The 22348-nt window shown below is 34.6% G+C and carries 25 protein-coding genes; 10 read left to right on the forward strand and 15 right to left on the reverse strand.

The window, feature by feature from the left end; genetic code table 11:
* Window positions 1–37: 37 nt before the first annotated feature.
* Complete coding sequence (locus ACFSGI_RS13800; RefSeq protein WP_204824685.1) at window positions 38–757, forward strand: TetR/AcrR family transcriptional regulator; 720 nt, start codon at window positions 38–40, stop codon at window positions 755–757.
* Here ACFSGI_RS13800 and ACFSGI_RS13805 read toward each other — a convergent pair.
* Complete coding sequence (locus ACFSGI_RS13805; RefSeq protein ID WP_204824686.1) at window positions 752–2704, reverse strand: bifunctional 2',3'-cyclic-nucleotide 2'-phosphodiesterase/3'-nucleotidase; 1953 nt, start codon at window positions 2702–2704, stop codon at window positions 752–754. The genes ACFSGI_RS13800 and ACFSGI_RS13805 overlap by 6 nt on opposite strands.
* Before the next feature lie 353 nt (window positions 2705–3057).
* On the opposite strand from ACFSGI_RS13805, the gene ACFSGI_RS13810 reads away from it, so the two are divergent.
* From ACFSGI_RS13810 to phnE (ACFSGI_RS13825), 4 genes are all read left to right on the forward strand, one after another.
* A complete protein-coding gene (locus tag ACFSGI_RS13810) occupies window positions 3058–4005 on the forward strand; it encodes a phosphate/phosphite/phosphonate ABC transporter substrate-binding protein (protein ID WP_204824687.1) in 948 nt (315 codons plus the stop codon).
* 147 nt (window positions 4006–4152) lie between these two features.
* Window positions 4153–4992, forward strand: coding sequence for a phosphonate ABC transporter ATP-binding protein (phnC, locus tag ACFSGI_RS13815; protein ID WP_204824688.1), 840 nt, complete (start codon window positions 4153–4155; stop codon window positions 4990–4992).
* Window positions 4993–4994: 2 nt separating this feature from the next.
* Complete coding sequence (gene phnE, locus ACFSGI_RS13820) at window positions 4995–5774, forward strand: phosphonate ABC transporter, permease protein PhnE (RefSeq protein WP_204825027.1); 780 nt, start codon at window positions 4995–4997, stop codon at window positions 5772–5774.
* Window positions 5771–6568, forward strand: coding sequence for a phosphonate ABC transporter, permease protein PhnE (gene phnE, locus ACFSGI_RS13825; RefSeq protein WP_204824689.1), 798 nt, complete (start codon window positions 5771–5773; stop codon window positions 6566–6568). The genes phnE (ACFSGI_RS13820) and phnE (ACFSGI_RS13825) overlap by 4 nt, the downstream gene beginning before the upstream one ends.
* A 161-nt stretch (window positions 6569–6729) precedes the next feature.
* On the opposite strand, the gene ACFSGI_RS13830 is transcribed toward phnE (ACFSGI_RS13825), so the two are convergent.
* Window positions 6730–7347 (reverse strand): sugar O-acetyltransferase, encoded by a 618-nt coding sequence (locus ACFSGI_RS13830; RefSeq protein ID WP_204824690.1) that lies wholly within the window; start codon window positions 7345–7347, stop codon window positions 6730–6732.
* Window positions 7348–7529: 182 nt separating this feature from the next.
* On the opposite strand from ACFSGI_RS13830, the gene ACFSGI_RS13835 reads away from it, so the two are divergent.
* A complete protein-coding gene (locus ACFSGI_RS13835; RefSeq protein ID WP_379283450.1) occupies window positions 7530–8510 on the forward strand; it encodes an ROK family protein in 981 nt (326 codons plus the stop codon).
* Between the two features lie 136 nt (window positions 8511–8646).
* Here ACFSGI_RS13835 and ACFSGI_RS13840 read toward each other — a convergent pair whose 3' ends face one another.
* Window positions 8647–9375 (reverse strand): class I SAM-dependent methyltransferase, encoded by a 729-nt coding sequence (locus tag ACFSGI_RS13840; RefSeq protein ID WP_204824691.1) that lies wholly within the window; start codon window positions 9373–9375, stop codon window positions 8647–8649.
* Window positions 9376–9557: 182 nt separating this feature from the next.
* On the opposite strand from ACFSGI_RS13840, the gene ACFSGI_RS13845 reads away from it, so the two are divergent.
* Complete coding sequence (locus ACFSGI_RS13845) at window positions 9558–10289, forward strand: superoxide dismutase family protein (protein ID WP_204824692.1); 732 nt, start codon at window positions 9558–9560, stop codon at window positions 10287–10289.
* Between the two features lie 234 nt (window positions 10290–10523).
* Window positions 10524–10835 (forward strand): hypothetical protein, encoded by a 312-nt coding sequence (locus ACFSGI_RS13850; protein ID WP_204824693.1) that lies wholly within the window; start codon window positions 10524–10526, stop codon window positions 10833–10835.
* A gap of 25 nt (window positions 10836–10860) precedes the next feature.
* Here ACFSGI_RS13850 and ACFSGI_RS13855 read toward each other — a convergent pair whose 3' ends face one another.
* The 4 genes from ACFSGI_RS13855 to ACFSGI_RS13870 all read right to left on the reverse strand — a co-directional run bounded on the left by ACFSGI_RS13855 (window position 10861) and on the right by ACFSGI_RS13870 (window position 13594).
* On the reverse strand, window positions 10861–11730 hold the full coding sequence (locus ACFSGI_RS13855; protein WP_204824694.1) for a hypothetical protein: 870 nt from the start codon (window positions 11728–11730) through the stop codon (window positions 10861–10863).
* A gap of 124 nt (window positions 11731–11854) precedes the next feature.
* Window positions 11855–12343: a GNAT family N-acetyltransferase gene (locus tag ACFSGI_RS13860; RefSeq protein ID WP_204824695.1), complete on the reverse strand. Its 489-nt coding sequence runs from the start codon at window positions 12341–12343 to the stop codon at window positions 11855–11857.
* 45 nt (window positions 12344–12388) lie between these two features.
* Window positions 12389–12877 (reverse strand): tetratricopeptide repeat protein, encoded by a 489-nt coding sequence (locus ACFSGI_RS13865; protein ID WP_379283454.1) that lies wholly within the window; start codon window positions 12875–12877, stop codon window positions 12389–12391.
* A gap of 147 nt (window positions 12878–13024) precedes the next feature.
* Window positions 13025–13594 carry a ribonuclease domain-containing protein gene (locus tag ACFSGI_RS13870; RefSeq protein ID WP_379283456.1) on the reverse strand — a complete coding sequence of 190 codons (570 nt, stop codon included), beginning with the start codon at window positions 13592–13594 and terminating at the stop codon, window positions 13025–13027.
* Between the two features lie 202 nt (window positions 13595–13796).
* Here ACFSGI_RS13870 and ACFSGI_RS13875 point away from each other — a divergent pair, with 202 nt between their 5' ends.
* Window positions 13797–14066: a hypothetical protein gene (locus ACFSGI_RS13875; RefSeq protein ID WP_204824696.1), complete on the forward strand. Its 270-nt coding sequence runs from the start codon at window positions 13797–13799 to the stop codon at window positions 14064–14066.
* Window positions 14067–14142: 76 nt separating this feature from the next.
* Here the strand turns inward: ACFSGI_RS13875 and ACFSGI_RS13880 are convergent, their stop codons facing one another.
* The 4 genes from ACFSGI_RS13880 to ACFSGI_RS13895 all read right to left on the reverse strand — a co-directional run bounded on the left by ACFSGI_RS13880 (window position 14143) and on the right by ACFSGI_RS13895 (window position 16214).
* Window positions 14143–14643: a hypothetical protein gene (locus ACFSGI_RS13880; RefSeq protein WP_204824697.1), complete on the reverse strand. Its 501-nt coding sequence runs from the start codon at window positions 14641–14643 to the stop codon at window positions 14143–14145.
* A gap of 133 nt (window positions 14644–14776) precedes the next feature.
* Window positions 14777–15229 carry a WapI family immunity protein gene (locus tag ACFSGI_RS13885; RefSeq protein WP_204824698.1) on the reverse strand — a complete coding sequence of 151 codons (453 nt, stop codon included), beginning with the start codon at window positions 15227–15229 and terminating at the stop codon, window positions 14777–14779.
* Window positions 15230–15301: 72 nt separating this feature from the next.
* On the reverse strand, window positions 15302–15706 hold the full coding sequence (locus ACFSGI_RS13890) for a hypothetical protein (RefSeq protein WP_204824699.1): 405 nt from the start codon (window positions 15704–15706) through the stop codon (window positions 15302–15304).
* Between the two features lie 334 nt (window positions 15707–16040).
* Complete coding sequence (locus ACFSGI_RS13895; protein ID WP_204824700.1) at window positions 16041–16214, reverse strand: Arc family DNA-binding protein; 174 nt, start codon at window positions 16212–16214, stop codon at window positions 16041–16043.
* A gap of 140 nt (window positions 16215–16354) precedes the next feature.
* Here ACFSGI_RS13895 and ACFSGI_RS13900 point away from each other — a divergent pair, with 140 nt between their 5' ends.
* Window positions 16355–16627 carry a hypothetical protein gene (locus tag ACFSGI_RS13900; RefSeq protein ID WP_204824701.1) on the forward strand — a complete coding sequence of 91 codons (273 nt, stop codon included), beginning with the start codon at window positions 16355–16357 and terminating at the stop codon, window positions 16625–16627.
* Here the strand turns inward: ACFSGI_RS13900 and ACFSGI_RS13905 are convergent.
* The 4 genes from ACFSGI_RS13905 to ACFSGI_RS13920 form a co-directional block, all read right to left on the reverse strand.
* Window positions 16622–18739 (reverse strand): SNIPE associated domain-containing protein, encoded by a 2118-nt coding sequence (locus ACFSGI_RS13905; RefSeq protein ID WP_204824702.1) that lies wholly within the window; start codon window positions 18737–18739, stop codon window positions 16622–16624. The two genes, ACFSGI_RS13900 and ACFSGI_RS13905, sit on opposite strands and share 6 nt — an antisense overlap.
* 27 nt (window positions 18740–18766) lie before the next feature.
* Window positions 18767–19627 carry a hypothetical protein gene (locus ACFSGI_RS13910; RefSeq protein WP_204824703.1) on the reverse strand — a complete coding sequence of 287 codons (861 nt, stop codon included), beginning with the start codon at window positions 19625–19627 and terminating at the stop codon, window positions 18767–18769.
* A 238-nt stretch (window positions 19628–19865) separates the two neighbouring features.
* Window positions 19866–20708 (reverse strand): imm11 family protein, encoded by an 843-nt coding sequence (locus ACFSGI_RS13915; protein ID WP_204824704.1) that lies wholly within the window; start codon window positions 20706–20708, stop codon window positions 19866–19868.
* A 66-nt stretch (window positions 20709–20774) separates the two neighbouring features.
* Window positions 20775–22127: a stalk domain-containing protein gene (locus tag ACFSGI_RS13920; RefSeq protein WP_204824705.1), complete on the reverse strand. Its 1353-nt coding sequence runs from the start codon at window positions 22125–22127 to the stop codon at window positions 20775–20777.
* Window positions 22128–22348 lie beyond the last annotated feature (221 nt).

Here is a 22348-nt window from a genome sequence, read left to right on the forward strand (position 1 = left end):
TCGCTAACTGTTATTTGAAGAAAGGAATTAAACGATCATGAAGCACCATGCTAGACGTGAACGAGATAATGAACAATTACGAAGCAAAATTATGGATGCCGCACGTACCCTTTTTGTTACAGAAGGATATGCTCATGTGTCTATGCGTAAAATTGCAGATCGTATTGAATATTCACCAACCACGATTTATCATTATTTTGCGAATAAAGAAGCGATTGTTCAAGAATTATTACGTGAAGTGTACTCTCAATTTTTTACCGTGTTAACCAAGCAAGCGAATGAATTAGAAGAAAATGGATACGATATTCCAGCTCGCTTATTTCTGGTTTCCAAAACATATGTAGAATATGGTATTACACATCCCGATCATTACGATATTATGTTTATCAGTAATCTTGAAGCGGTATCTAATTCTGAACTTGATATCAACGATCGACTTAATGGATATACGTTTCTCCATGAAGCTGTACAGATTGCTATCGATCAAAATTATATTGTACGTGCGGAAGCAGATATGATCGTACGCTCTCTCTGGGCGATGTTACATGGGCTGACTACGACATTATCTAGCTTTTCCGAGCATATTGGTCAAGAGCAACAATCAGCAGAACAGACCGAACAAAAGGATATACCGTCTAAAAAAGACAACAGTATATCCCCTTATAAACAGCAAATTATTGATTTTACACTTCGTCATTATATGAATAGTATTCTCAATCCAGGTACAGTATTGCCCGAGTCTGATCCTGATCTATAATGTAAAACGATAAACAGCGAATCCTTCCCCGTTTATTCCACTATAAGATAGCTGTGGATAAGCGGATAGGATTTTTTGTGCATCCGGTGAAGATAATATCGTTATCGTTGGTTGTGATGGTAAAGACAATCGCTCTTGTTCGGATATGCCCAGTGTAAGCGACCAATTGTGATCGGCTGCTGGATGAATCACCTGTTGCTGTCGAATATACTGAATTAGCACTTCTCGATTTTCTACAGGTACGTCTAAAATAACACGCTCCCCATCTGGATTAGCAAATGGCGTAGAATATGCCCGATATTGATTGGTGACTACTATATATTCGCTATCGTCTTCGATTTCTTTTCCCTGATAACATAAGCGTTCGATTCTACGGGCTTGCTCATCCAATATATATCCTGCTGGATGATAACGTGGCGGCTGACAGACATTAATCTGATACGTTATTCCATCGATCACATCAAAGTTAAACGATGGAAAATCAGGATTAATCAGTGCTTGTTCTGCTGTAGATTGTAGATCCATTTGCTGATATAGACCTGAAGACCATTCTAGCCATTCTCGAATCTCTGCTCCGGTTAGACGGACTGCACATAACGTATTCGCGTAATTATAAATATCTGATGTATGCTGTAGTGTCATTTCGCCTGCTTCGATATCAGCGTAATATTGAGGCCCATACCGTCCGCCTGTTTTGAAAGCAGACGCAGCAGACAATATAGGCAGATGTCGATACGAACTATCTGCTAATACTTGTTCTGCATACCATATTTGCGCATTATTAATCACTTGAACATAAGCACTATCCATTATTAGTGAAAAATAACTGTATAACGGAATATCACTTTCACCTACAGGAGTCTGAATATGATCCAGTATGATCTGATGAGGAACCGAAGCTATTTGTTCTAATTCAGTATCGGCTTCTACACTAGCAAGTCCTTGTTCCCGCTGATAAATAGCTCGTAACTGAGAAGACCCAGATTGAACAGTCCAGCTATGATTGTCATATTGTAAATTTAGATCGATAATACCCAGATGACTTCCCCATACTCCTGCTTCTACAGCAGGTATCCCGTTAATAGTTCCTCGCTTTAGGTTTACTCCTTGCTTACCTGCAAATTCATTGCCTGGAAATAACTTATGCGCATGTCCGAAAAAAATAGCATCGATTCCTTTCATCTGACTAATAGGTAGCACCGCATTTTCGCTAAGTACACCAGTATCTTCTGAATCTACATATCCCGTATGTGCAAGCATAATAATCAGATCGGCTCCTGCTTCACGCATCTGCGGAATCCAATATTCTATAGCTTCTAGCATAGGTTGAACCGTCACTTTACCTTCGAGATGTGCTTTATCCCATTGCATAATCTGAGGTGGCACGACACCAATAACACCGATACGAATATTATGTATATCCCCATGATCATCTACAATTTGTCGCTCTAAGATTAGATAAGGTGGTAGCCATGTATCTGCTGTTCCTTCTATTATAGCTGTTGGCGAATGTGTACCCTCAATCGAAGCTTGATATATATTTGCATTCGTATATGGAAAGTTCGCTCCTGCGATACACTGCTGTAAATAATCCAATCCGTAGTTAAATTCATGATTACCTACTGTTGCTGCATCATAAGATAACCTGTTCATTAACTGATACATCGGATGAACATTTGCCTGATCTTCTGTATAAGAATCCTGTTGCCAGAAGCGACTGGAAGCAGCATAGTCACCTAACGGATTTCCTTGCAAAATGTCTCCGTTATCAAAAAGCAGATGATTATTCACTTCTTTACGTGCTTGATGAATAAGAGTAGCTGTACGCGATAATCCAATATCTACCGTCTCTACATTTCGATAATAATCATATCCTATAAGACTTACATGTAGATCAGTAGTTCCTAATAAACGCAACTGAGCGGTTACGGGTTGTATGGTATTCATGATAGACTCCTTCTTTCATATTCATAATAGCAACCATTTTACAAAACATTTGACCACTGTTTAATATTTTACAAATAATTGACAGAAGTCATCATTTGCGCTGACCCTTTACATCCGATAAAAAAGTAGAATAGCTTTTGTGGGTTATTAATCACCATTTACAAATGTATAACAACTTTAAAAGTGATATTAACTATCATAGTTATACCTTAGCTTGTCGTAAATAGTAAATATCTAACCTGCAAATGATTACATAAGGGAGTTTTGCATACTTCAAACGGTGCCTACAGTCTATATCATGCACAGCTTTACCTACACAACCAGTAAGACTACTTTTCTAGGGGGAAATAAAAGTGTTCAAAAAAATATTAATGTTAAGTATGACTGTTGCTCTAGCAACAGGGCTTGCCGCTTGTGGTAATCAAGCAGCATCTACAGGAACAGGTAATGCCGCTCAATCTTCTAGCTATGTACCGACTGAATTGAAAGTACAATTTGTACCTTCACAAAATGCAGATACACTAGAAGCCAAAGCCAAACCACTTGAACAATTATTAGGCGACAAATTAGGGATTCCTGTCAAAGTTACAGTCTCCCCTGATTACAATACAATCGTAGAAGCGATGGCTTCCAAACAAATTGATGTTGGCTTCTTGCCACCGAATGCTTACGTATTAGCTCATGACAATCGCAAAGCGGCTGATCTATTGCTACAAGCACTTCGTTTCGGTGTGAATGATGAGACCGGTCAACCTACAACAGATAAAGTAAACTTTTACAAATCAATGATTATTGTTAAAAAAGATTCAGATATCAAAACACTTGCTGATCTTAAAGGCAAAAAAATGGGCTGGCAAGATGTAACCTCTTCTGCTGGTTATGTATTCCCGGCGGCTGAAATGAAAGCAGCAGGTATTGATCCTGATACCGATGTACAAGGCATAACGATCAAAGGGCATGATGCAGCAGTTATGGCTTTGTTAAATGGACAAGTTGATGCTGTCGCTGTATTCCAAGATGCTCGTAACAATGTGAAAAAAGATGTTCCAGACGTATTTGAACAAACGCGTGTCCTTCACTTCACTGCTCCGATCCCGAACGATACGATCAGCGTACGTTCTGATATGGATCAAGCATGGCGCGATAAAATCAGTCAAGCATTTATCGATATCGGTAATGATCCAGAAGGTAGCAAAATTATCCAAGAAATCTACAGTCATGTAGGTTATGAAAAAGGCGACGATAAAAACTTCGAACCTGTTCGTAAATATGCTGAAGCTGTAGGTCAAGCTACGAAGTAAACAAAGCATGTAGTGAGCATTTAGCAGCACCGTCCTTTTTTTACGGGCGGTGTTTGCTATTTTACATAGCACACTGGATCGAAAACGTAGTTATTTCGCGGACATCATCATGAAATTATTATTCTGAATATAGAAAGTTGGCAAATCATGATTACATTCAATAACGTTTCCAAAGTCTATCCTAACGGCACCAAAGGGCTTAAAAATATTAATCTTACGATCCATGAAGGTGAACTGGTTGTAATTGTAGGTCTATCCGGTGCAGGGAAATCTACATTGCTTCGTTCAATTAACCGCTTGATCGATATTAGTGAAGGTGATATTCAGATCAACAATCAATCGATCACATCTGCTTCCGGTGCCAAATTGCGCCGTATCCGTCGTGGTATCGGGATGATTTTCCAAAGCTTCAATCTGGTTAAGCGTTCTACAGTGATGCGTAATGTATTATCTGGACGGGTCGGTCATCACTCCACATTACGCACCGTATTCGGTATGTTTCCTAAAGAAGATCACGGACTTGCTCTAGATGCTCTGGCTCGTGTTAATTTGCAAGAAAAAGCCTATAGTCGTGCAGATCAGTTATCCGGTGGACAGCAACAACGGGTGTCTATTGCACGCGCTCTTGCTCAACAACCACAGATTATTCTAGCGGATGAACCGGTTGCTTCTCTAGATCCATTAACAACCCGTCAGGTGATGGACGATCTTCAACGTATTAATCAGGAACTCAAAATCACTACGATTATTAATCTACACTTTATCGATCTCGCTCGTGAATATGCGACTCGTATTATCGGATTACGGGCAGGAGAAATTGTATTCGATGGTACACCGGCTGAAGCAACAGACGATGTATTTTCTCATATTTACGGACGACCGATTCATCGTGATGAAGTATTAGGCGCTAATGCACCAGGTGAAGATATCGTTACCGTTATTCCAGATGCTTCCGAGATCAAAGCCACTTCTGGAGAATCATTATGAATATGACCATAGAAGCACCGACAGCTCCTAAAAAATATAAAAAGATATTAACATGGCTATTCTTTATCGTTGTGCTTGTCTTATGTAGTATTCAGACCGAAGTGACGCCTTATCAGTTAATACGTGGACTACCGCAAATGGGTATTTTACTTGGTGAAATGTTCCCTCCTGATTGGAGTTACTTGCCTACAATCTGGAAGCCGATGGTTGAAACGGTGCAGATTGCTTTAGTCGGCACGATGCTAGGTGGACTATTAGCAATTCCTGTATCGTTATTGTGTGCTTACAATATTGTACAAAGTCGATTGGTTTCTTTGCCTGTACGATTGATTCTAAATCTGGTACGTACGATTCCTGATCTATTATTTGCTGCTATTTTTGTAGCGATTTTTGGAATAGGGCCGTTTGCCGGGATGTTAGCTATCTTATTTTTTTCTTTCGGACTGATTGCTAAGCTTACCTTTGAAGCGATCGAAGCGATTGATCCGGGGCCGATGGAAGCGATGACTGCTGTAGGCGCGAATAAGATTCAATTGATCGTATTTGGCGTGATTCCTCAAGCGCTACCTTATTATATGTCTTATCTATTGTATGCTTTTGAAATTAATGTACGGGCTGCTTCTGTACTCGGTCTAGTGGGTGCTGGTGGTATTGGTCTGTTACTGGATCGTTCTCTTGGATTGTTCCGATATGATCGCGCGGCAATGATTATTTTGCTAACGCTTGTGATTGTACTGGTGATTGATTACGGAAGTACGGTATTGCGGAGGAAATTACTATGAATCATACGTTACCTGCTAAGCCACTCTGGCACAAAATTCGTCCGTGGTGTTGGATTATTTTTCTGGTTGTTGTGTATATCTGGGCATTCAATGGGCTACAATTCGAAGGAATTCAATCGACTGCCAAAAGTGTATCTGTATCAATTTTAGATGGATTTATGCATCCTGACTGGTCATTTGTCTATGATCCTGCGGGCGAAGATTTATTGCGTGGATTGCTCGATACTTTAGTCATTTCGATCTTAGGTACATTTATTTCTGCTTTTCTATGTATTCCGTTTGCTTTCTGGGCAGCGACCAATATGAGTCGTCGCCGTCCAGTTTCTGGAACAGGGAAGTTCAGCCTGAGTGTCATTCGCGTCTTTCCTGAAATGATCGTAGCAATCTTATTTATCAAAGCTGTAGGCCCTGGTTCTTTTGCCGGTGTATTAGCATTAGGTATTCACTCTATTGGAATGCTTGCCAAATTATTTTCAGAAACGATAGAAAGTATAGATACAGGCCCTAGTGAAGCATTAACCGCTGCTGGAGCAAGTCGATTGCAGATTCTATGGTTTGCTGTATTGCCACAAGTGATTCCTCAATTTCTCTCGTATTCGTTGTATCGATTTGAAATTAATATTCGCTCTGCTACTACACTTGGTCTTGTCGGTGCGGGCGGTATCGGGACGCCACTGATTTTCGCATTAAATATGCGTAATTGGAATCGAGTCGGTGTGATTCTTTTAGGAATTATTATCCTTGTTATCTTAACTGATCTTATCTCTGGTTGGATTCGCAAACGTATTGTCTAAGACAGTTTATTAAATCTACTCTATAAGAAATTTGTAGATACTATATGTAAATGTATATAAACAACACTAAAAAGGCATGAGTACTTCTGGATGTAATCCGAGTATTCATGCCTTTTCTATTGATGTGGTATTTCTTTAAAATGACCTATTCAAATCTTATCTTAATGCTCGATATCTGCTTCATACTCTGCTTTTTGCTGTTCCCAGTACTGCTTATCTTCTGCTGTTATTGCTCGCAGTACTTTACAAGGATTCCCTACCGCGATTACATTGTCAGGAATATCTTTGGTAACAATAGAACCTGAACCGATAACGACATTATTGCCGATCGTGACACCTGGATTGATCACTGTATTCCCACCTACCCAGACATTATTACCAATCTTAATTTCTTTACCAAATTCTAATAATGTATTGCGTACATCAGGATCGATCGGATGCCCTGCTGTATACACACCTACTCTAGGTCCAAAAAACACATTGTTGCCTATATTCACTTTGGCTACATCAATAATAATACAATCAAAATTGGCATAAAAGTTATTACCAACTGTAATGTGACAACCATAATCACAACGGAATGGTGGTTCAATAAATACTTTTTCACCTACCGATTCAAATAATTGCTGAAGTAATTCGATACGATACTTCTGTTGTTCTTCGGTTGTGTTGTTAAATAACCGGGTAAGCCTTCGAGATTTCTTATTATCTGTTGCTAATTCGCCTACACCAGCCATGTATAATTTCTGGTCTAACATTCTTTCTTTATCTGTTGGCATATGTATGTTCCTCCTTGAATATCCACCTATATCTGCTTATAAAATTAGACATGTATGGTGTATTAAATTATAATATTACTTATTATAATACTTTTAATAAGTAATATCAAAATTGCCTAGAGGTGGTACTTATACAACCGTTTATTCATAACACTATACATGTAAAACAAATTAATACTGAATTGATCAGAAAAACTCTAAAAGCACTCACTTCTGCTACCAAAGCAAATCTAGCCCAAGCTACAGGATTAAGTATTGCTACATGTGGGACAATACTTAATGAATTACTAGAAACCGGTGAAGTGTTAGAAGATGAACAAGAAGATTCTCATGGTGGACGTCCTGCGAAAAGGTTTATGTATAACGCTCATTTTTCTTATATCGCTTGTATCTATATTAAAGTAGAGGAATTTAGTCATTCGCTTACGTATACAGTAGCCAATTCAATAGGTGAACATATAGAAAGCGGATATGAAGAAATGCCTTCTGTAAATGCTACCATGATTGATCGTTTGATTGAACAATTGATTCATACCTATGGAAATATCAAAGCGATTGGTATAGGTATTCCTGGTGTCGCACATCAAGGTACTATTCAGATCTGTGATGCTCAAGAGCTGATTCAGGTTCCTTTAGCACCTCAATTGAAAAAAAAGTATAGCATCGATATTATTATTGAAAATGATATGAATCTGATGGCTTATGGATTTTATCAAAAACAACAATATGATCAAGAAAAAACAATAGCGGTAGTTACTTTTATTAAAGGAAGTTTCCCTGGTGCAGGCTTAATGATCGATGGACATATTCACAAAGGCAATACTCGGTTTGCAGGCGAAATCTCTTTTCTTGCTTTCGGAATAACACGTGAAGAACAATATGCTCAACTTCATCAGTCTTCTACTTTTATCCCTTTAGCCGCCAAAATGCTTGTCAATTTAATAGCTACGATCAACCCGGAAAAGATTGCTTTAACAGGCGATCAAGTGCACTCAGAACAGATTAAAGATTTATACAACGCTTGTCTGGAATATATTCCTGTAGAACATATGGCAGAACTTCATATGTTAGAACAACCTGATCAAGATTACATGTATGGGCTAATTTCTATGACTTTGGAAAGTTTAGATTACGCATTACAATTGGTTGAAAAACGAAGATAAGTTGTTAGATGTAGACTACTTTTAGCTTTTGGAAAATCAAAACAACCATTCCTTAGAAAGTAGGAATGGTTGTTTTTGACTCTCATGTTTGTCATCACAAATAAACGATCATTCACTTTTGCTTTCCTTTACTGCTTTACGATTTGACCGCTTTAAACAAAATAAAAGAAGGCCTTCTCCGCTCATGCACAAGCGTTGGCATTTTCTCCAGACCCTCTGGAATCGATTCAGGTTCTTCGATCTGCTGTACGATCAGTCCATGAGCGATCATCCCATTTACCAGTGTCGATACTTTGCGATGGTACTTAATCACATTATCCACGACCCAGTGAGTACTACGTTGTCCTTCTTCTCCATAATTATCGATCGCATAATGCAGTCTATTCCCTTGTTCATCTTCTATCCAACCTTCCATATCTAACTTGGCGGTCGTAATCGGATGCTCGGTTGAAAAGACTAATGTTCCTCCTGGACGTAACCACTTCGCAATCTGTACCATCAGGCGATCATAATCAGCCACATAATGAAAAGCCAAAGAACTAACAATCAAGTCAAACGATTCTGCTTCAAAATTTAATTCTTCCATCGGTGCATGAATATATGTAATTTGCGGAATCTTAGGAGCAAGGCTTAACATTTTGCTTGAAATATCAGCGCCTGTTACATGCTCCGCTCCCTTCTCTACCATAGCTAAAGCCAACTTACCAAATCCACAACCCATATCAAGTACGTTCAATCCTTGCAGATCAGGCAATAATGCTTTCAAAGCAGGTTGCTCGATAAAATCGTTAAAAGTAACGCCTGTGCTACGTAATTTTTTATAATATTCAAAAAAAGTAGGATCATCATAAATATTTTGTCGCATCACATACAACCTCCAATATTGAAATCAATTGAGTCTCTTCTTTTCATACAAAAATGGTTACATATGCTATCTATTATTGTATCTATATATTCCAGATAACTTTGAGTACTCCTGCTTACAATGTAAATTTAAGGGTATAAATGTAAAAAGAACCTATTTATTCAAAGGAGGAGTTTTGACGTATGAAAAAGCCTTTAGGTAAAAAGCACATGGTACTTTCTTTTCTGGGTGGAGCTTTATTTTTCTCGGGCATTTCGTTCGCGGCGGATGCCACAACAGTCACTCCGAATACAGATGCTTTAAAATTTTATGTAGATGGCGAACAAAAGATTACTTCTGCTCAATATAATAATCAGGGTAGTATGGTTCCACAGTCTTTCAGGTATAGCGGCACTACGTATGTACCTATTCGCCATGTTAGCGATCTGCTAGGTAACAAAATGTACTGGGAACCTCAATCTGCAACGATCTCTGTTAACAGTCCTGTTGTAGAAATCAAAAATAGTAAAGGTGAATCGATAGGTACGGCTATCCTTACACAAGATCAAAATAATGTGAATATCAAAGTTGATGTGAAAAATTTACCCGTCGGTAAACATGGAATTCATGTTCACCAATCAGCTATCACCAATAACGACTTTGCTACAGCAGGATCGCATCTGAATCCAGAAGGACATGAACATGGTCGACTCAATCCCAAAGGACAACATACAGGCGATCTACCTAACTTAGAAGTAGCCGCAGATGGTACAGCTAATACGACAATGGTGTTGCCGAATGCGACTTTAGAAAAAGGAGCTAAACACTCTCTTTTAGGGGCTTCGATTATTATTCACGCTGCTCCTGATGATGAGATGACTGATCCGACAGGAAATTCAGGAGATCGTATTGCTGGAGGAAATATTCCACAGTAATAGAATCTATGCAGTAATTGAATGTATAAGGATAGGAAAAAAATACATGTTTATTTCAAAACTCTCTATATCGATTAGGGAGTTTTTTCACGTACTCATCTTTTATCTCAGAATTTGGCGTTAGATTACCTTTTTATCTATTAGATTGATATTCAACATGATCTAACGTAGAAGTATCTTTCGCTATCGACTATACTGGTTATATCGCATTTTTTCGTGAAAGAGGTGTCAGATATGCCCATTCTTCGCAAGCCGATCAGACGTACACGACAGATTATCACATTGATTGCTATTGCCGTAGTGGCTTTGACGTTTCTATATGTAAGTAGTATTAAGACAACAGAAGGTGTATTCCGCGTGGTCGGCGTAACCGATCAAGGTATTGTGGTTCAACAAGGGCAAGAAACTGCTAATCTCAAAACAACACCGGATATTATGCAGTTGGTACAGATCGACCAGCTTTACTTTATCCGCTATCATTCAGACTGGATACGCCATCCCAAGTTAGAAGATATTCAACTGGTCTCTCCAAAAAGTGCAGGGTGACTAATTAAAGTTATATCTCCTGTCATTATCTAGGTCTGAGAATATCACTATCGTAACCGATATTGTTTAATATCGTGAGACCATCTTTATACTCTACCGTTTGTTCCCCTGTCCATTTTTGGTGAAGTCCGTATTCTATTAATTCTTTTACTCTAGCGGGATGGTTCAAATTGTATAGTATCTTCTCTTGCTCCTTAAAATGATGTAATTCGATTCCTATTAATAAAGGGCAACCTGCAATCACATCATCCCAAGTTGTAAAATGATAAATTAGTGCCAGATTTTTTTGATTCTGCAATGTAATTTTTAGACGTATTTGCCATTGTCCATTTTGATAAAAATCTTTTAGAACGTATACATATGTATTTTCGTTAACGATAATCGTTCTTATTTTTTTCTTCATATTCTCGACTCCTATACTACTCACATATTCTGCATTGTATTGAATACACAAAATGACTTCATCGGTTGCTTCTCCTTTCACTCCTTTAATATAAAGAGTCCCTTTTCCTTCGTCTGTTATATTTTCAGTTTCTCTTTTTACAGTAGTATTGTTATTATTTTTGTTGTTGTCTTGTGAATACATAAATGCGGTTTCAATCGTTTGATAGCCTTTACCAAATACATACATATACTTATAACCATGCTTCAAATCACCATTATCAATCGTATATAAATAGATATGATTTTTAGAATGATCGGCACGAGATTGCTGTAGCCATTCATGAATAGACTTTTGATGTTGTGGCTCAATGGTATTGAATTGGTATGTATAAATATCTTGCAATAGCGCTTTCTCTACTTCTTGCTTAGGATCTACACTGTAGGCAGGTGTAGTACAACTAGCAAGTAAAATCATACTGCTTATAGATAAACTACTTATTATTTTACGCATAGTGACTCCTATTCTCAGATAAATGAATATCAAAGGATCTTATCAACTCAAATAAGAATAGATAAGATCCTTTGATTGCTTATAACCAAAATCTTGGATATTTTCGATGCTCAATCGTAAAAAATCACAAAACCAATAACATCGTAATCGATGTACCAACAACACTAACTTCTTGAAATCCTAATCGTTCATACAAGCGCACAACAGGATTGCTCGGATCAACACTTAATGAGACTTGAGCGATCTGCTGTTGGCGCAATTCAGTCAGTAAAGCTTGCATAAGCGCTGTACCTACACCTTGTCCGCGATACTCATCCAATACAGCTAATCCTAACTCTGGTGTCACATCGTCAATATAACCGTATCCTTGATTGTCTGCTGGCAATACTCTAGCCGTTACAGCTCCAATCGGTTGTTGTTGGTCATTGATTGCTATATAGCCGACATCTCCAGCTTGACCCCAATCTTCTAGGTACTTCGCTAGATGCGGCTCATTAACCACTTCCCGATCAAACGGTTTTTCCCCTTCGCGCACATATAAGGATAAATATAATGTTTCCCATAAAAAAGCCTGATCGTCTGCGGTCACTGCCCGGATACTCCATGTATACATAGCAAACAACTCCTTTATTTATATATGTATTCTGTCTATACCTGCTTATTCCCATACCTGATCTAACTTATCGGCATAAAATAATATCGCTCGCTGATACCGTTCAATCCCTTTATCATTTGTAGTCTCGGCAAGTTCAGTCATTAACAACTGCATGCCTTCTGCATATTGTTCTAGATTGTACAGCACCATTGCATAAAACACTTTAAATTCTCGTGCTTCAGGATAGTCTTGAATCGCTTGCTTAAAAAGAGATGCTGCTTTGTCATAATGAGCCAATGTGCGATACGTACTACCCAGTCCAAGCATCGCTCCCTGGCGATCGTCACCTTGTAGTCCATTAGCGATCGCTTGCTCATAATACGGAACAGCTTCTGCTTCTAATCCTAAATTGTCATACGTCCATGCGACATGATATAACAACACAGGATCATGTGGATTGTCCGATAATAAAGCCAGCAATTTCGTGCGCGCTTCTTCGGCTTGTCCATTTTGACGTAATTGAATCGCTTCTTGCATCTGAGTATTTATCATCTTGGTTCTTCCTTTCAACTTGTTGTTCCTATACTTCAATCTTGATTCGATCTATTATCTGTTCCTATGAGATCGCTATCATTATAACAAAAGACCGACAATGATTGTCGATCTTCGATGATGAAATATGAAGTTGTATAGACACATTTATTTGATTTGCTGAAAAGAATCATAGTGATCGGTTGTCTTATATATTAAGCCATCGGTAGAATATAATATCCTATTGGCTCCACGAAAACCAGACGTGTAATTGATATCGGCTTCATGCCATTTGCGTCCTTTGGAAGTTGGCAACAATTTCTCATAGTTACTAAAATAGTCGCCGCCAATACTTTTACCAGGTGCTACTTTATCCAGATTCCCTTTCGACGATTCCCAGCCCAACACTTGTGCTTGAGACTTGGTGATATAGTTACAAGGTAATTTTTTGTACTCTTTCAGATAATTCGCAACGCCGTCAAAGGTATTGATAACTTTGCAAGTGTTCGATGAATTAGACTTGCTGGTATTGCTACTCTGGTTGTTTTGGGCTTTGCTAGTGTTGTTTGTCGATTTACTTGGTGATCCATTCGATGTCTGCGAATCATTCGAATCTACCTGTGCGGTCTGGTTAGATGCTGTGGTACTTGTATTGGTAGACGATCCATCTTGCAACTGGGTGATAAAGATGACGCCCAATACAAGGATTAATACAATACCTGATAATATCTTTTTCAAAAAAATGCCCCCTGTTCGATCTCTCTATGTTGTGATTGATTATATACTCTTCATGATAACATACCCTATTTAGAGAGCATTGATGTAGGTTGGTGATAGAACATTTTTGCGGTATACTGGTGAAATGATTTTATCAAATGCATGCCCTCTTACATATTGAACATTGAAATGATTGATTATAATTTAAAAGGAGTACTTTCTATTGAAATTCAAAATAGTATTACTAACTACAGTGTTTAGTCTGGCTTTATTTATCACTATGATCCAACCTCAGCCTATCTATGCTGAACCATCTAATCAAAGCGATTCTGTACTCAAAGAACGCCTAATGAAACAATACGGTTTGACACCGCATGAAGAAATGGAGCCTTACAATTCTCATAGTGACTATGGTATTAGTAAAAAAATAGATAAAAACTATTCTTACCCTTTTTTGCTTACTACATTTATTCGCCTTTATTGCCGTTTCTAATTGACTAGGTTGAACTGGCTTTTTCAGATAACATGTATGAATACGCTAAGTTTCATTATATTCGGATAAGTATGGCTTATAATATATTTTTAAAAAATTCTAATTGTGTACTTATTTCGTTAATTTCTTTCTCAAAAATAGAAAAAACCTCTTGTCTTTGTTGTTCAAGCAACAATGTATGATGTTTATTATTTTCAACTACATTTAATTGATTAAAAAAATAATCGTAATTCTTGTTAGCATATGGCATACCATCAGTGTACATTCCAGCGTTCAATAGAAAATTCGACCAAGATAGATGCTCTTCTACATATTTCACATACAAACAAGCAATGTAAAGATTACATTTATAGCGGATATCAAATTCTTCACATGAATCAAAACTAGCATATAATAAAGCAATATTCCCTGCTATTTCTGGATCTTTAGTCATACTGAGTTCAATAATCCAATAAGGCGTCTTATCATTCTTTTCAATAATTGCGTCACAAAAAGGGTAATAATATTGATAATCTATTAATTGGCTTCGAATCATTATACTAAGTTTTATGGCAAATGTTCGATCTATACTTATCATCGTGCATGTCACTCTCCTTATGCTGCCTCAAACGAATGAATTCAGCATTTAATTATTCGACCTCAGTTATTTTGCACATATCTACTTTTATGTAATGCTTGAAATTCCCTTTGATTTCATTTTAATAATTAACTCATTGTTTGGTGGAACGCTGTGGAAATTCTACAATCATGTGATCCAATTGCTGTATAAGATCGTACAAAACCTCTTCCGGCAATTCCATAATGAGATTTTTTTCTACCGTTTGCCTACCATGCTTCATTAAAGCTTTAGGATAAAAAGATTGAGATATACCTATTTCTACTGTTCCATTTGGAATATATGTAAAGCTTAGTTCAGGTTCCATAAAAAAGAAGGTCTGCCACACCACATTCTGTACTCGTATCGAACTAAACCAATCTCGTAAGTCCTGCAATTCTTTGGCTAGCATACAAGAACTGCTCGCCTCCCACTGTAATCCATTCTCATCTTGAGCGATCAACTGCACCGTTAGCCAGTCATCATACATATCTTCAACTTTTTCTGGTGGATAATCATAATGTAAGATGTTGAGTTCAAATCGAATATTTCCACTGATCCATAGCATGTGATGTACCGCCTTTATTAAATTTTAATAGGAGTTGTGTTTGTATTATCTGATACGTTATCTTCTAGTCAATTAAAAACGTTTATTAAATTGCGGTCTTAACTTATCAATCAAGAAAACTTCTAATGCTGCTAACCAATGCCAATCTTCATTATCTTCAAAAATAATCAATCCATACGTAGTGTTAGGATCAGTAATAACATCATCCCATCCATCTAAACCTCCTAGTGCATTAGCTTGTTGATATACTCTATTCCCTAGACCTACATTCGGAGTAGCTCTACCTACGTATTTCACAGTATCATTTTGCAAAAAGTAGTATACACCAGCTTGTTTAGACCAAGCTTGTTCTTTTTTAGGTATGCTTCTTAATTCGATCAAAGTAACAGGAGCAGAAACAAAATCCTTATACTGGATTCTTTGCAGAAATGTATTCGTTAAATTCACTAATGTTTGTTCATCTCGTTTGATAGTCATGGCTTTGTAATGACTCCTTTATAATAAGAATGTATTATAATTTAATGTACATTTGAAAAAGTATATTAAAAAAACTCATACAACCCATTTACAAAATAATTATAATCATCATTATCAATGATCTTATCCCCATAGCCTTCAAAAAAGATTTGTTTATCCTCCTTAATAGAACTCTTTTGTTTTACATAGACTTTCTAGGTTCTCCAAGCATCAGTTACACAAATACGATTTCAGTCGATACAACAGCTTATATTTAAAAGAATAATAGTTACGAAGCTAAAAAAATAACGTATAGATTTTACGCTTTATTCGGGCGTAGCATCTACACGTCATTTTATTTATCCAAAGAAATTGTACCTTTGTCTTTTTCATATTCTTCAATATGCTGTTCAATTAGATACTCGATCTGCATCGCTATAGAACGTTTATTTCTCTCAGCAATCACTCTAATTTTCTCGAAGTTCTCTTCTTTCAATCTTAGGGTGAACACTCTTTTATCTGTAGCCATGAATGAAATCTCCTCAAAAAGTGATGTCATTATTGTATCATTGTGAATTAATCACATATACGATCACCTTGACATCTAAGTGATATCACTTTAGAATAAAATCAATTATTGAAAGTGACATCACCTTTGGAGGTAAACTAATGGATGAGTTTGAGAAAGCTTTTAATCAGTTTAAGTCAATGCGTATGGAGAGCATTGCAAATGTAACTATTTATAGTTCAGAAGAGTATAAGAAATTGATGATAGATAGTGATCGGCTGTTTACCGAGTTATGTACATATGTGAAACCAGAGGGAATGAAGTTGTTGATGGATTATTGTAATGTAGTGACTCTGCTACAAGGAATAGCAGAGTCGGTGATGTATGAGCAGGGGTTAAGGGATGGATTAATTTTTACTACAACTCATCTATAAAACAATTTGACTATTACTATTAAATAAAAAGTCTGGTATTTGTACTTCATTATAAATTCCATTTTTTATAGATAATGTTTCAAAATATTGTAAAGCTTGAGGCATATCTTCAAACACAACATTTTTTCCTATTATAGAAAAAACTTCTTTCTTTATTTTATCTAAAGTCACATTGAAAAATTCTTTTCTATTATTTATTAAATTAACACGGTTAGAATGAAAAACTGAGTGTAAGTGGTTTTCTAACCGAGGGGCATCATCTGTTAAAATCATTGCATGTACATCATATTCAAAGGGAACAGCTGCTCCACTTAATTCTTTAATTCTATCTGACGGCTCTAATCTTCTGGTCATTCCTATTTTATATATATTTTCTCCTAATGTTCCTATATTTGAAATAATATATACATATCCTGATTTTCCAATAAGATGTCTTTGATGTATTTCTTCCCTTTTTTTCAGCACTAATGCTAATGAATCTTCTAATTTTTTGATTTTATTTAATAGAGAAACATTTTCTCCATTTGTCTGTATAAATTCTTTATTTAAATCGACTAATTGTTTCTCAACTTGTTTTTCATGAAGACTCAATTCTAATAATTTCTCTTTTGTTTCTTGTTCCACCTTTTTCCTTTCTCTTTCTTCTTCTCTAAATATTCTTAACGTTTCTTTCTCATTTTTTTCAAATATTTTTAATTCATAAACTAATCTTAATTCTTTTAATTTTAGTTTATGGTAACTTTCACTTATTGATAGAACATTTTTCTCATTAAGTTTGTTAATAGCATCACGCGATTTATTTATTCGAGTAACAGTACTATTAAAAGTAGAGTATTTTAGATTGGATATAGCATTATCACATTCGGTATTATAAGAACGTATCATAGATTTGATATTTAAATCTGTCATCTTTCTTCCTTCACGTACACTACCATTGACAGTCCAATCAATCTCTGAATTAATTACTTTTTTTAATTTTATCATTTCTTTTTGTTTTAGATTATTTTCAAATAATTCATCTTTAAATTTTTCTGTAGTATTAAATGGAAAAATACTTTTATAAAATGCTACTTCTTGAAGATCTTTTTCCTCTCTAAGTAGAATAAGAGATTTTTTTAATTCTTTAAATTCTTCATATTCAATATTTTTATTTATTAATTTTTTATCTAATTTTTCTAATTCTACATTTAAATTATTAATAGTCTTCTCATATAAAATAACATTTTGTTTAAGTTCTTGTAACAATTTTCTTTCTAAAGTTGAAGCTAGTAAATATTTATTATTACTTATTTTTTCAATTTCTTTATTTAATAATATTTTATCTTTATCATGTTTTTCCAACAAATCTTCAATAGAATTTTCTAGATGTTCTTTTTTTATTGTTATATTTTCTATATCTAAATTTAGTTTGATTTTTAAATTTGATTTGCTAATAAGCTCATTGTTTAGAATTTCGATTTTTCTTTCGATGGAATTACTGTTTTCTTTTAAGGAATCAACTGTCAAACTATCACATACAATAATTGATTTAAGCATTTTTTCTTGCGATTTTAGTTCTTCAATAGATATCTTTAAATCTAATTCGATGTCCATTTTTTCATTATTTTTATCCCTTATTTCATTATCTAAAATTTTTAATTTTTTCTCTATAGATAAAGCTTCTTTTTTTAGAGAAGAAAGTTTTATATTTTCATGTGAAATATTTGATTTAATATTTATTTCTTGAAATTCTAATTCTTTGATAGAATTCTGTAAATCTGGAATTGTAAATTTAGATTTTTTAATAATTTCTGTATCTATTGTTTTTAATTTTTTTTCTATTGATACTATGTTTTCTTTTAAATCAGAAAGTTTTATACTCTCATATAAAATATCTGATTTAATAATTTCTTCTTGCGATTTTAATTCTTCAATAGTATTAGCGGATTTAATAGTTTTGTTTAGTTCTGATTTAGTATCTCGATATATTTGAGTAATAAGCTTAAATTCTTTTTTTAAATATATAATCATTTCTTCATTCTTTAATAACTGTGTATCTTTTAATTCATTAGCTTCTTGTAATTCATTAATTTTGTAAAGAGCATCATTATATCTTTTTTTACTAACAAACATACAATCACTCCTTTAATTATTGTTTCACTATATTCTTTTCCATAATCCAAAAGTGAAAATAGATTTCCACTTCTGCTTCATTGTGTGATCTTCACAATAGCCAAACGTAGTATGTTGAATTTTTCTCTTCACCTTTTTACATGCCTCGCAGAGATAATCCCCTGTAGTTGGAACTTTATCATCAAACTTATATGCTCTTTTTATCTTGCCTACTCTGTTCTCTAGCCAATTTAGAAATTTAAGCACTATTGTTCCTATACCTAATCCTGTAGTAAAAAGAGTGATAGACATCATGAATACGATAATAGCATTTAAAATGGGATTCTCAATCATTCTAGGCTTGCTATTAAAATATTCATAAGCAAATAAGGTCATAGCTGTTAAATAAATAACAAGTGAAATAGTGATACATATTTTTAATACAATATTCTTTATTTTCAAGAAATTTGTAGCCGTATATTTCTGACGATAACTTTCAAAATGGCTATTATATAGTTCCTGTAACATTGCAAACTCTTTTTTAAATCCTTCGATCACATTACTTCGCAAAGCCATATATTCTTCTGTATCCACATAATCTTCCTGATTTCGTTCAATATGGATCAAGTCTTTTAGTTCATCTAAAAGTTCTGGACTTAATAAATAACCATATCTGTGCACTAATTCTTGATTGGACTCTTTAATCAGTTGTTCTTCTATTTTTCTAGAAGCGATGTCTAGGTTTAAAGGTAAATAAATATTCTCTAATTTTTCCTTTAAACTCTTTTCAAAGTAACTTCGTTCTTCATGAATGTTTTTACGAAGTGTTATTGATGTTGAGATAATTAGTGTGATTATAGCAATAGCAGCAGAAATAACTGCTGAAAGAATGACTGGTGAAACTTCCATTCACATAAATTCCTTTCTGTATTTGATTTTATTTCTTTGCATATCAAAATTTAAAACACGTTGAATCAACAATTAAACTATGTAATTCTCTTACTTATTTCTATATCGACAAATTAAAGTAAATTATACAGTTTTAGGTTCTTATCCATTTTCTATCTAAAAAACCAAGTAGAAATCATTTATCAATCTACGATTTCTACTTGGTTTGCTACTGTGTATTAAAGAATGAAATATAGTTTTAAATAGTACTTTTATCGACTTCTTGCCATGTAAGATCAAGCAATATAGGTGGTATATACACAGGACTAAAAAACTCATATTCTAGATTTCTATTCAATTCTCCAATTAAAATATCACCTTTGGAATTGTATTGAATTTTCCAATCTGCACTAATTGCTGCTTTACCCAGTTTTAATTTTTCGATGGCTTCGTTCCAACTTAATGGATCATGTGGCTGATTATTAATTTTGATAATATGAGCATCGTATGCTTCTTTTATACGTTGTTCGTGTTGTTGCTCTAATTCAAAATCAGCTTCAGAATCCCAAATTTCTATAAAATCAATACCTTTAATATTATTGGCTAAAAGCAATTCTCTAAATTCATCTGATACAAAATACGTCAATCTAGTCAATCCAGGTATTTTAAATATATGCCTTTTCTCATTATTTTTTAGTACAGATTCTAAAAAAGAGATTTTACTATAGCTTCTTATCTCTCCATCAAGGATAGTATCAGGAATAGATTTTTCAGCATCTACGCATTCAATCACATTAATAATATTGCATATATAAAAATTAAAATCAGAATGTTGTACAGGAAGAAATTGAACCAAATCATTAACAAGTGGTGTTACAATTTTAAATACCTTCTCGCTAATAACAGAAATATGATTTAAATAGATAGCATAATCATTGTATTTATATTTTTGGTTGTCTGTAATTAACCTATATTCTTCTGGCCATGGTACAGGTAGTATTTCTCCATCAAAATAAGGAAGTTCAAATTCCATAGACTTTTGTAGATCAAAAACATCTAAACTAATACTACTGTTATTAGGTTTTATTTTCCAAATTTTCATGTGATACTCCTCTTTAAAACATTATTTTTCAAAGTTATTGAGTTCTAATTTAATTTTTATCCTATATTAAAAAAATGAAATATAAGATTTTACACTAGGATCATTCAAGTAATAATCATCAAAAGCCATAAAAGCAATATATCTACCACCTTCATAGTTTCCTCTAAGGCTTGTCCATGGTCGAGAATTACTTAAATTTGAATTATAATGATCTTTAAAAATCCATTGTCCCTCTTTATTTTTCTCCATCACAATAAAATCTTCATAAGTATTGACCTCGTACTTTTCAAAGTTTTCATTAGTTGGCTTAAATGACCAATTGTATTCTGCATATACGTATGCAATATGATCATCTCCATACAATACTTCCATATTTTTAGGGAATGTTTTATATTTCACTTTAGTTCCATCAATCTTTTGTTTTTTGGCATTAGCTGTAGCAAATGAATGATATACAGCTTGTGTTACTGATTTCACCATTTCAGGCGAATCTAGCTTCATTTTTTCTATAATTTGATTAACATTTTTTAAGTATAATAATTGTGACCATGCTCTAGAACTATCTACTTTCCATTTTCCATCTACTTTTAAAATACTGAGCCATATTCCGCCGACTTTTCTTGAAGCTTTACCTTCAGCCCAATACGGAACTTTAACTATTGCTTCATTTTTAGACATGAAAAATAAATATCGTATATTCCAATCTTTTAATACGAGATTTGGTTCTGGCCATTCTCCATTTGAAAAGGTAGAATCCAGCCAATCTGCTTCATAATCCAAATAATCTGTTGTATATAACGAATGATCAGGATTATAGCCATCTACCGAATCTTTCATATAATGATTCACAAAATCTTTAACTTGATTCGTTTCATCTAGATTTTGATCGCCCCAGTAATTAAGCTTAATTAAATGTGTTGATTGATCATAAACTACATCATAATTTAACATAGAGGCTATAAACTTTAGAGGCACATACAAACGTCCGTTTTTGAAGGTAGCATATGTTGGCATATATAATAATTCATCTGTTTCATCTTGATTAAATCCTTCTTTTAATTTCACATTTATATCAGAGGTATGATCGCTAAATTCTAAAGTGTTAAAAATAGTACTTGAAAGAAACTCGTTGCGCTCTACTTTGTATTCGTTCATCCATTTACGCGTATGTGTTATTTTAAATCCAGTATGATTAAATAAATCTGCGGCTGGAACCATTAATAACCCATCTTGTATAAAGCCTGTAGTTTTCACGTTTTGTTGATTACCATTATTAATTTGTAATACATATGCTTCTAATTGAGATGCCTCCATTTTGCTTTCACTATCTGCGTAAGCAACTGTAGACACAGGCAAACACTGCACGAGTAGCCCTGCTACAAGTACTCCTTTAATAATCAATCCATATACTTTTTTCATGTACAAACCCCTTTTATGTATGTTTTTATTACTAATAAGTACTATTTTATTAACGGCATTTGCTCTTATTTAATTTACATATCATTAAGCAAAAATTAATTTATTTAAAATAATAAGCTTTACTCATAATATTCTAACTCTCAGTACTTCTATAGCAATCTAACGGTAAACAAATACAAAAAAAGCTGTGCTCCTAAGAGCAACAGCTTTTCTTTTTACCT

It is taken from the genome of Paenibacillus nicotianae, from assembly GCF_042681745.1.
GTDB classification, from domain to species: domain Bacteria; phylum Bacillota; class Bacilli; order Paenibacillales; family Paenibacillaceae; genus Saccharibacillus; species Saccharibacillus nicotianae.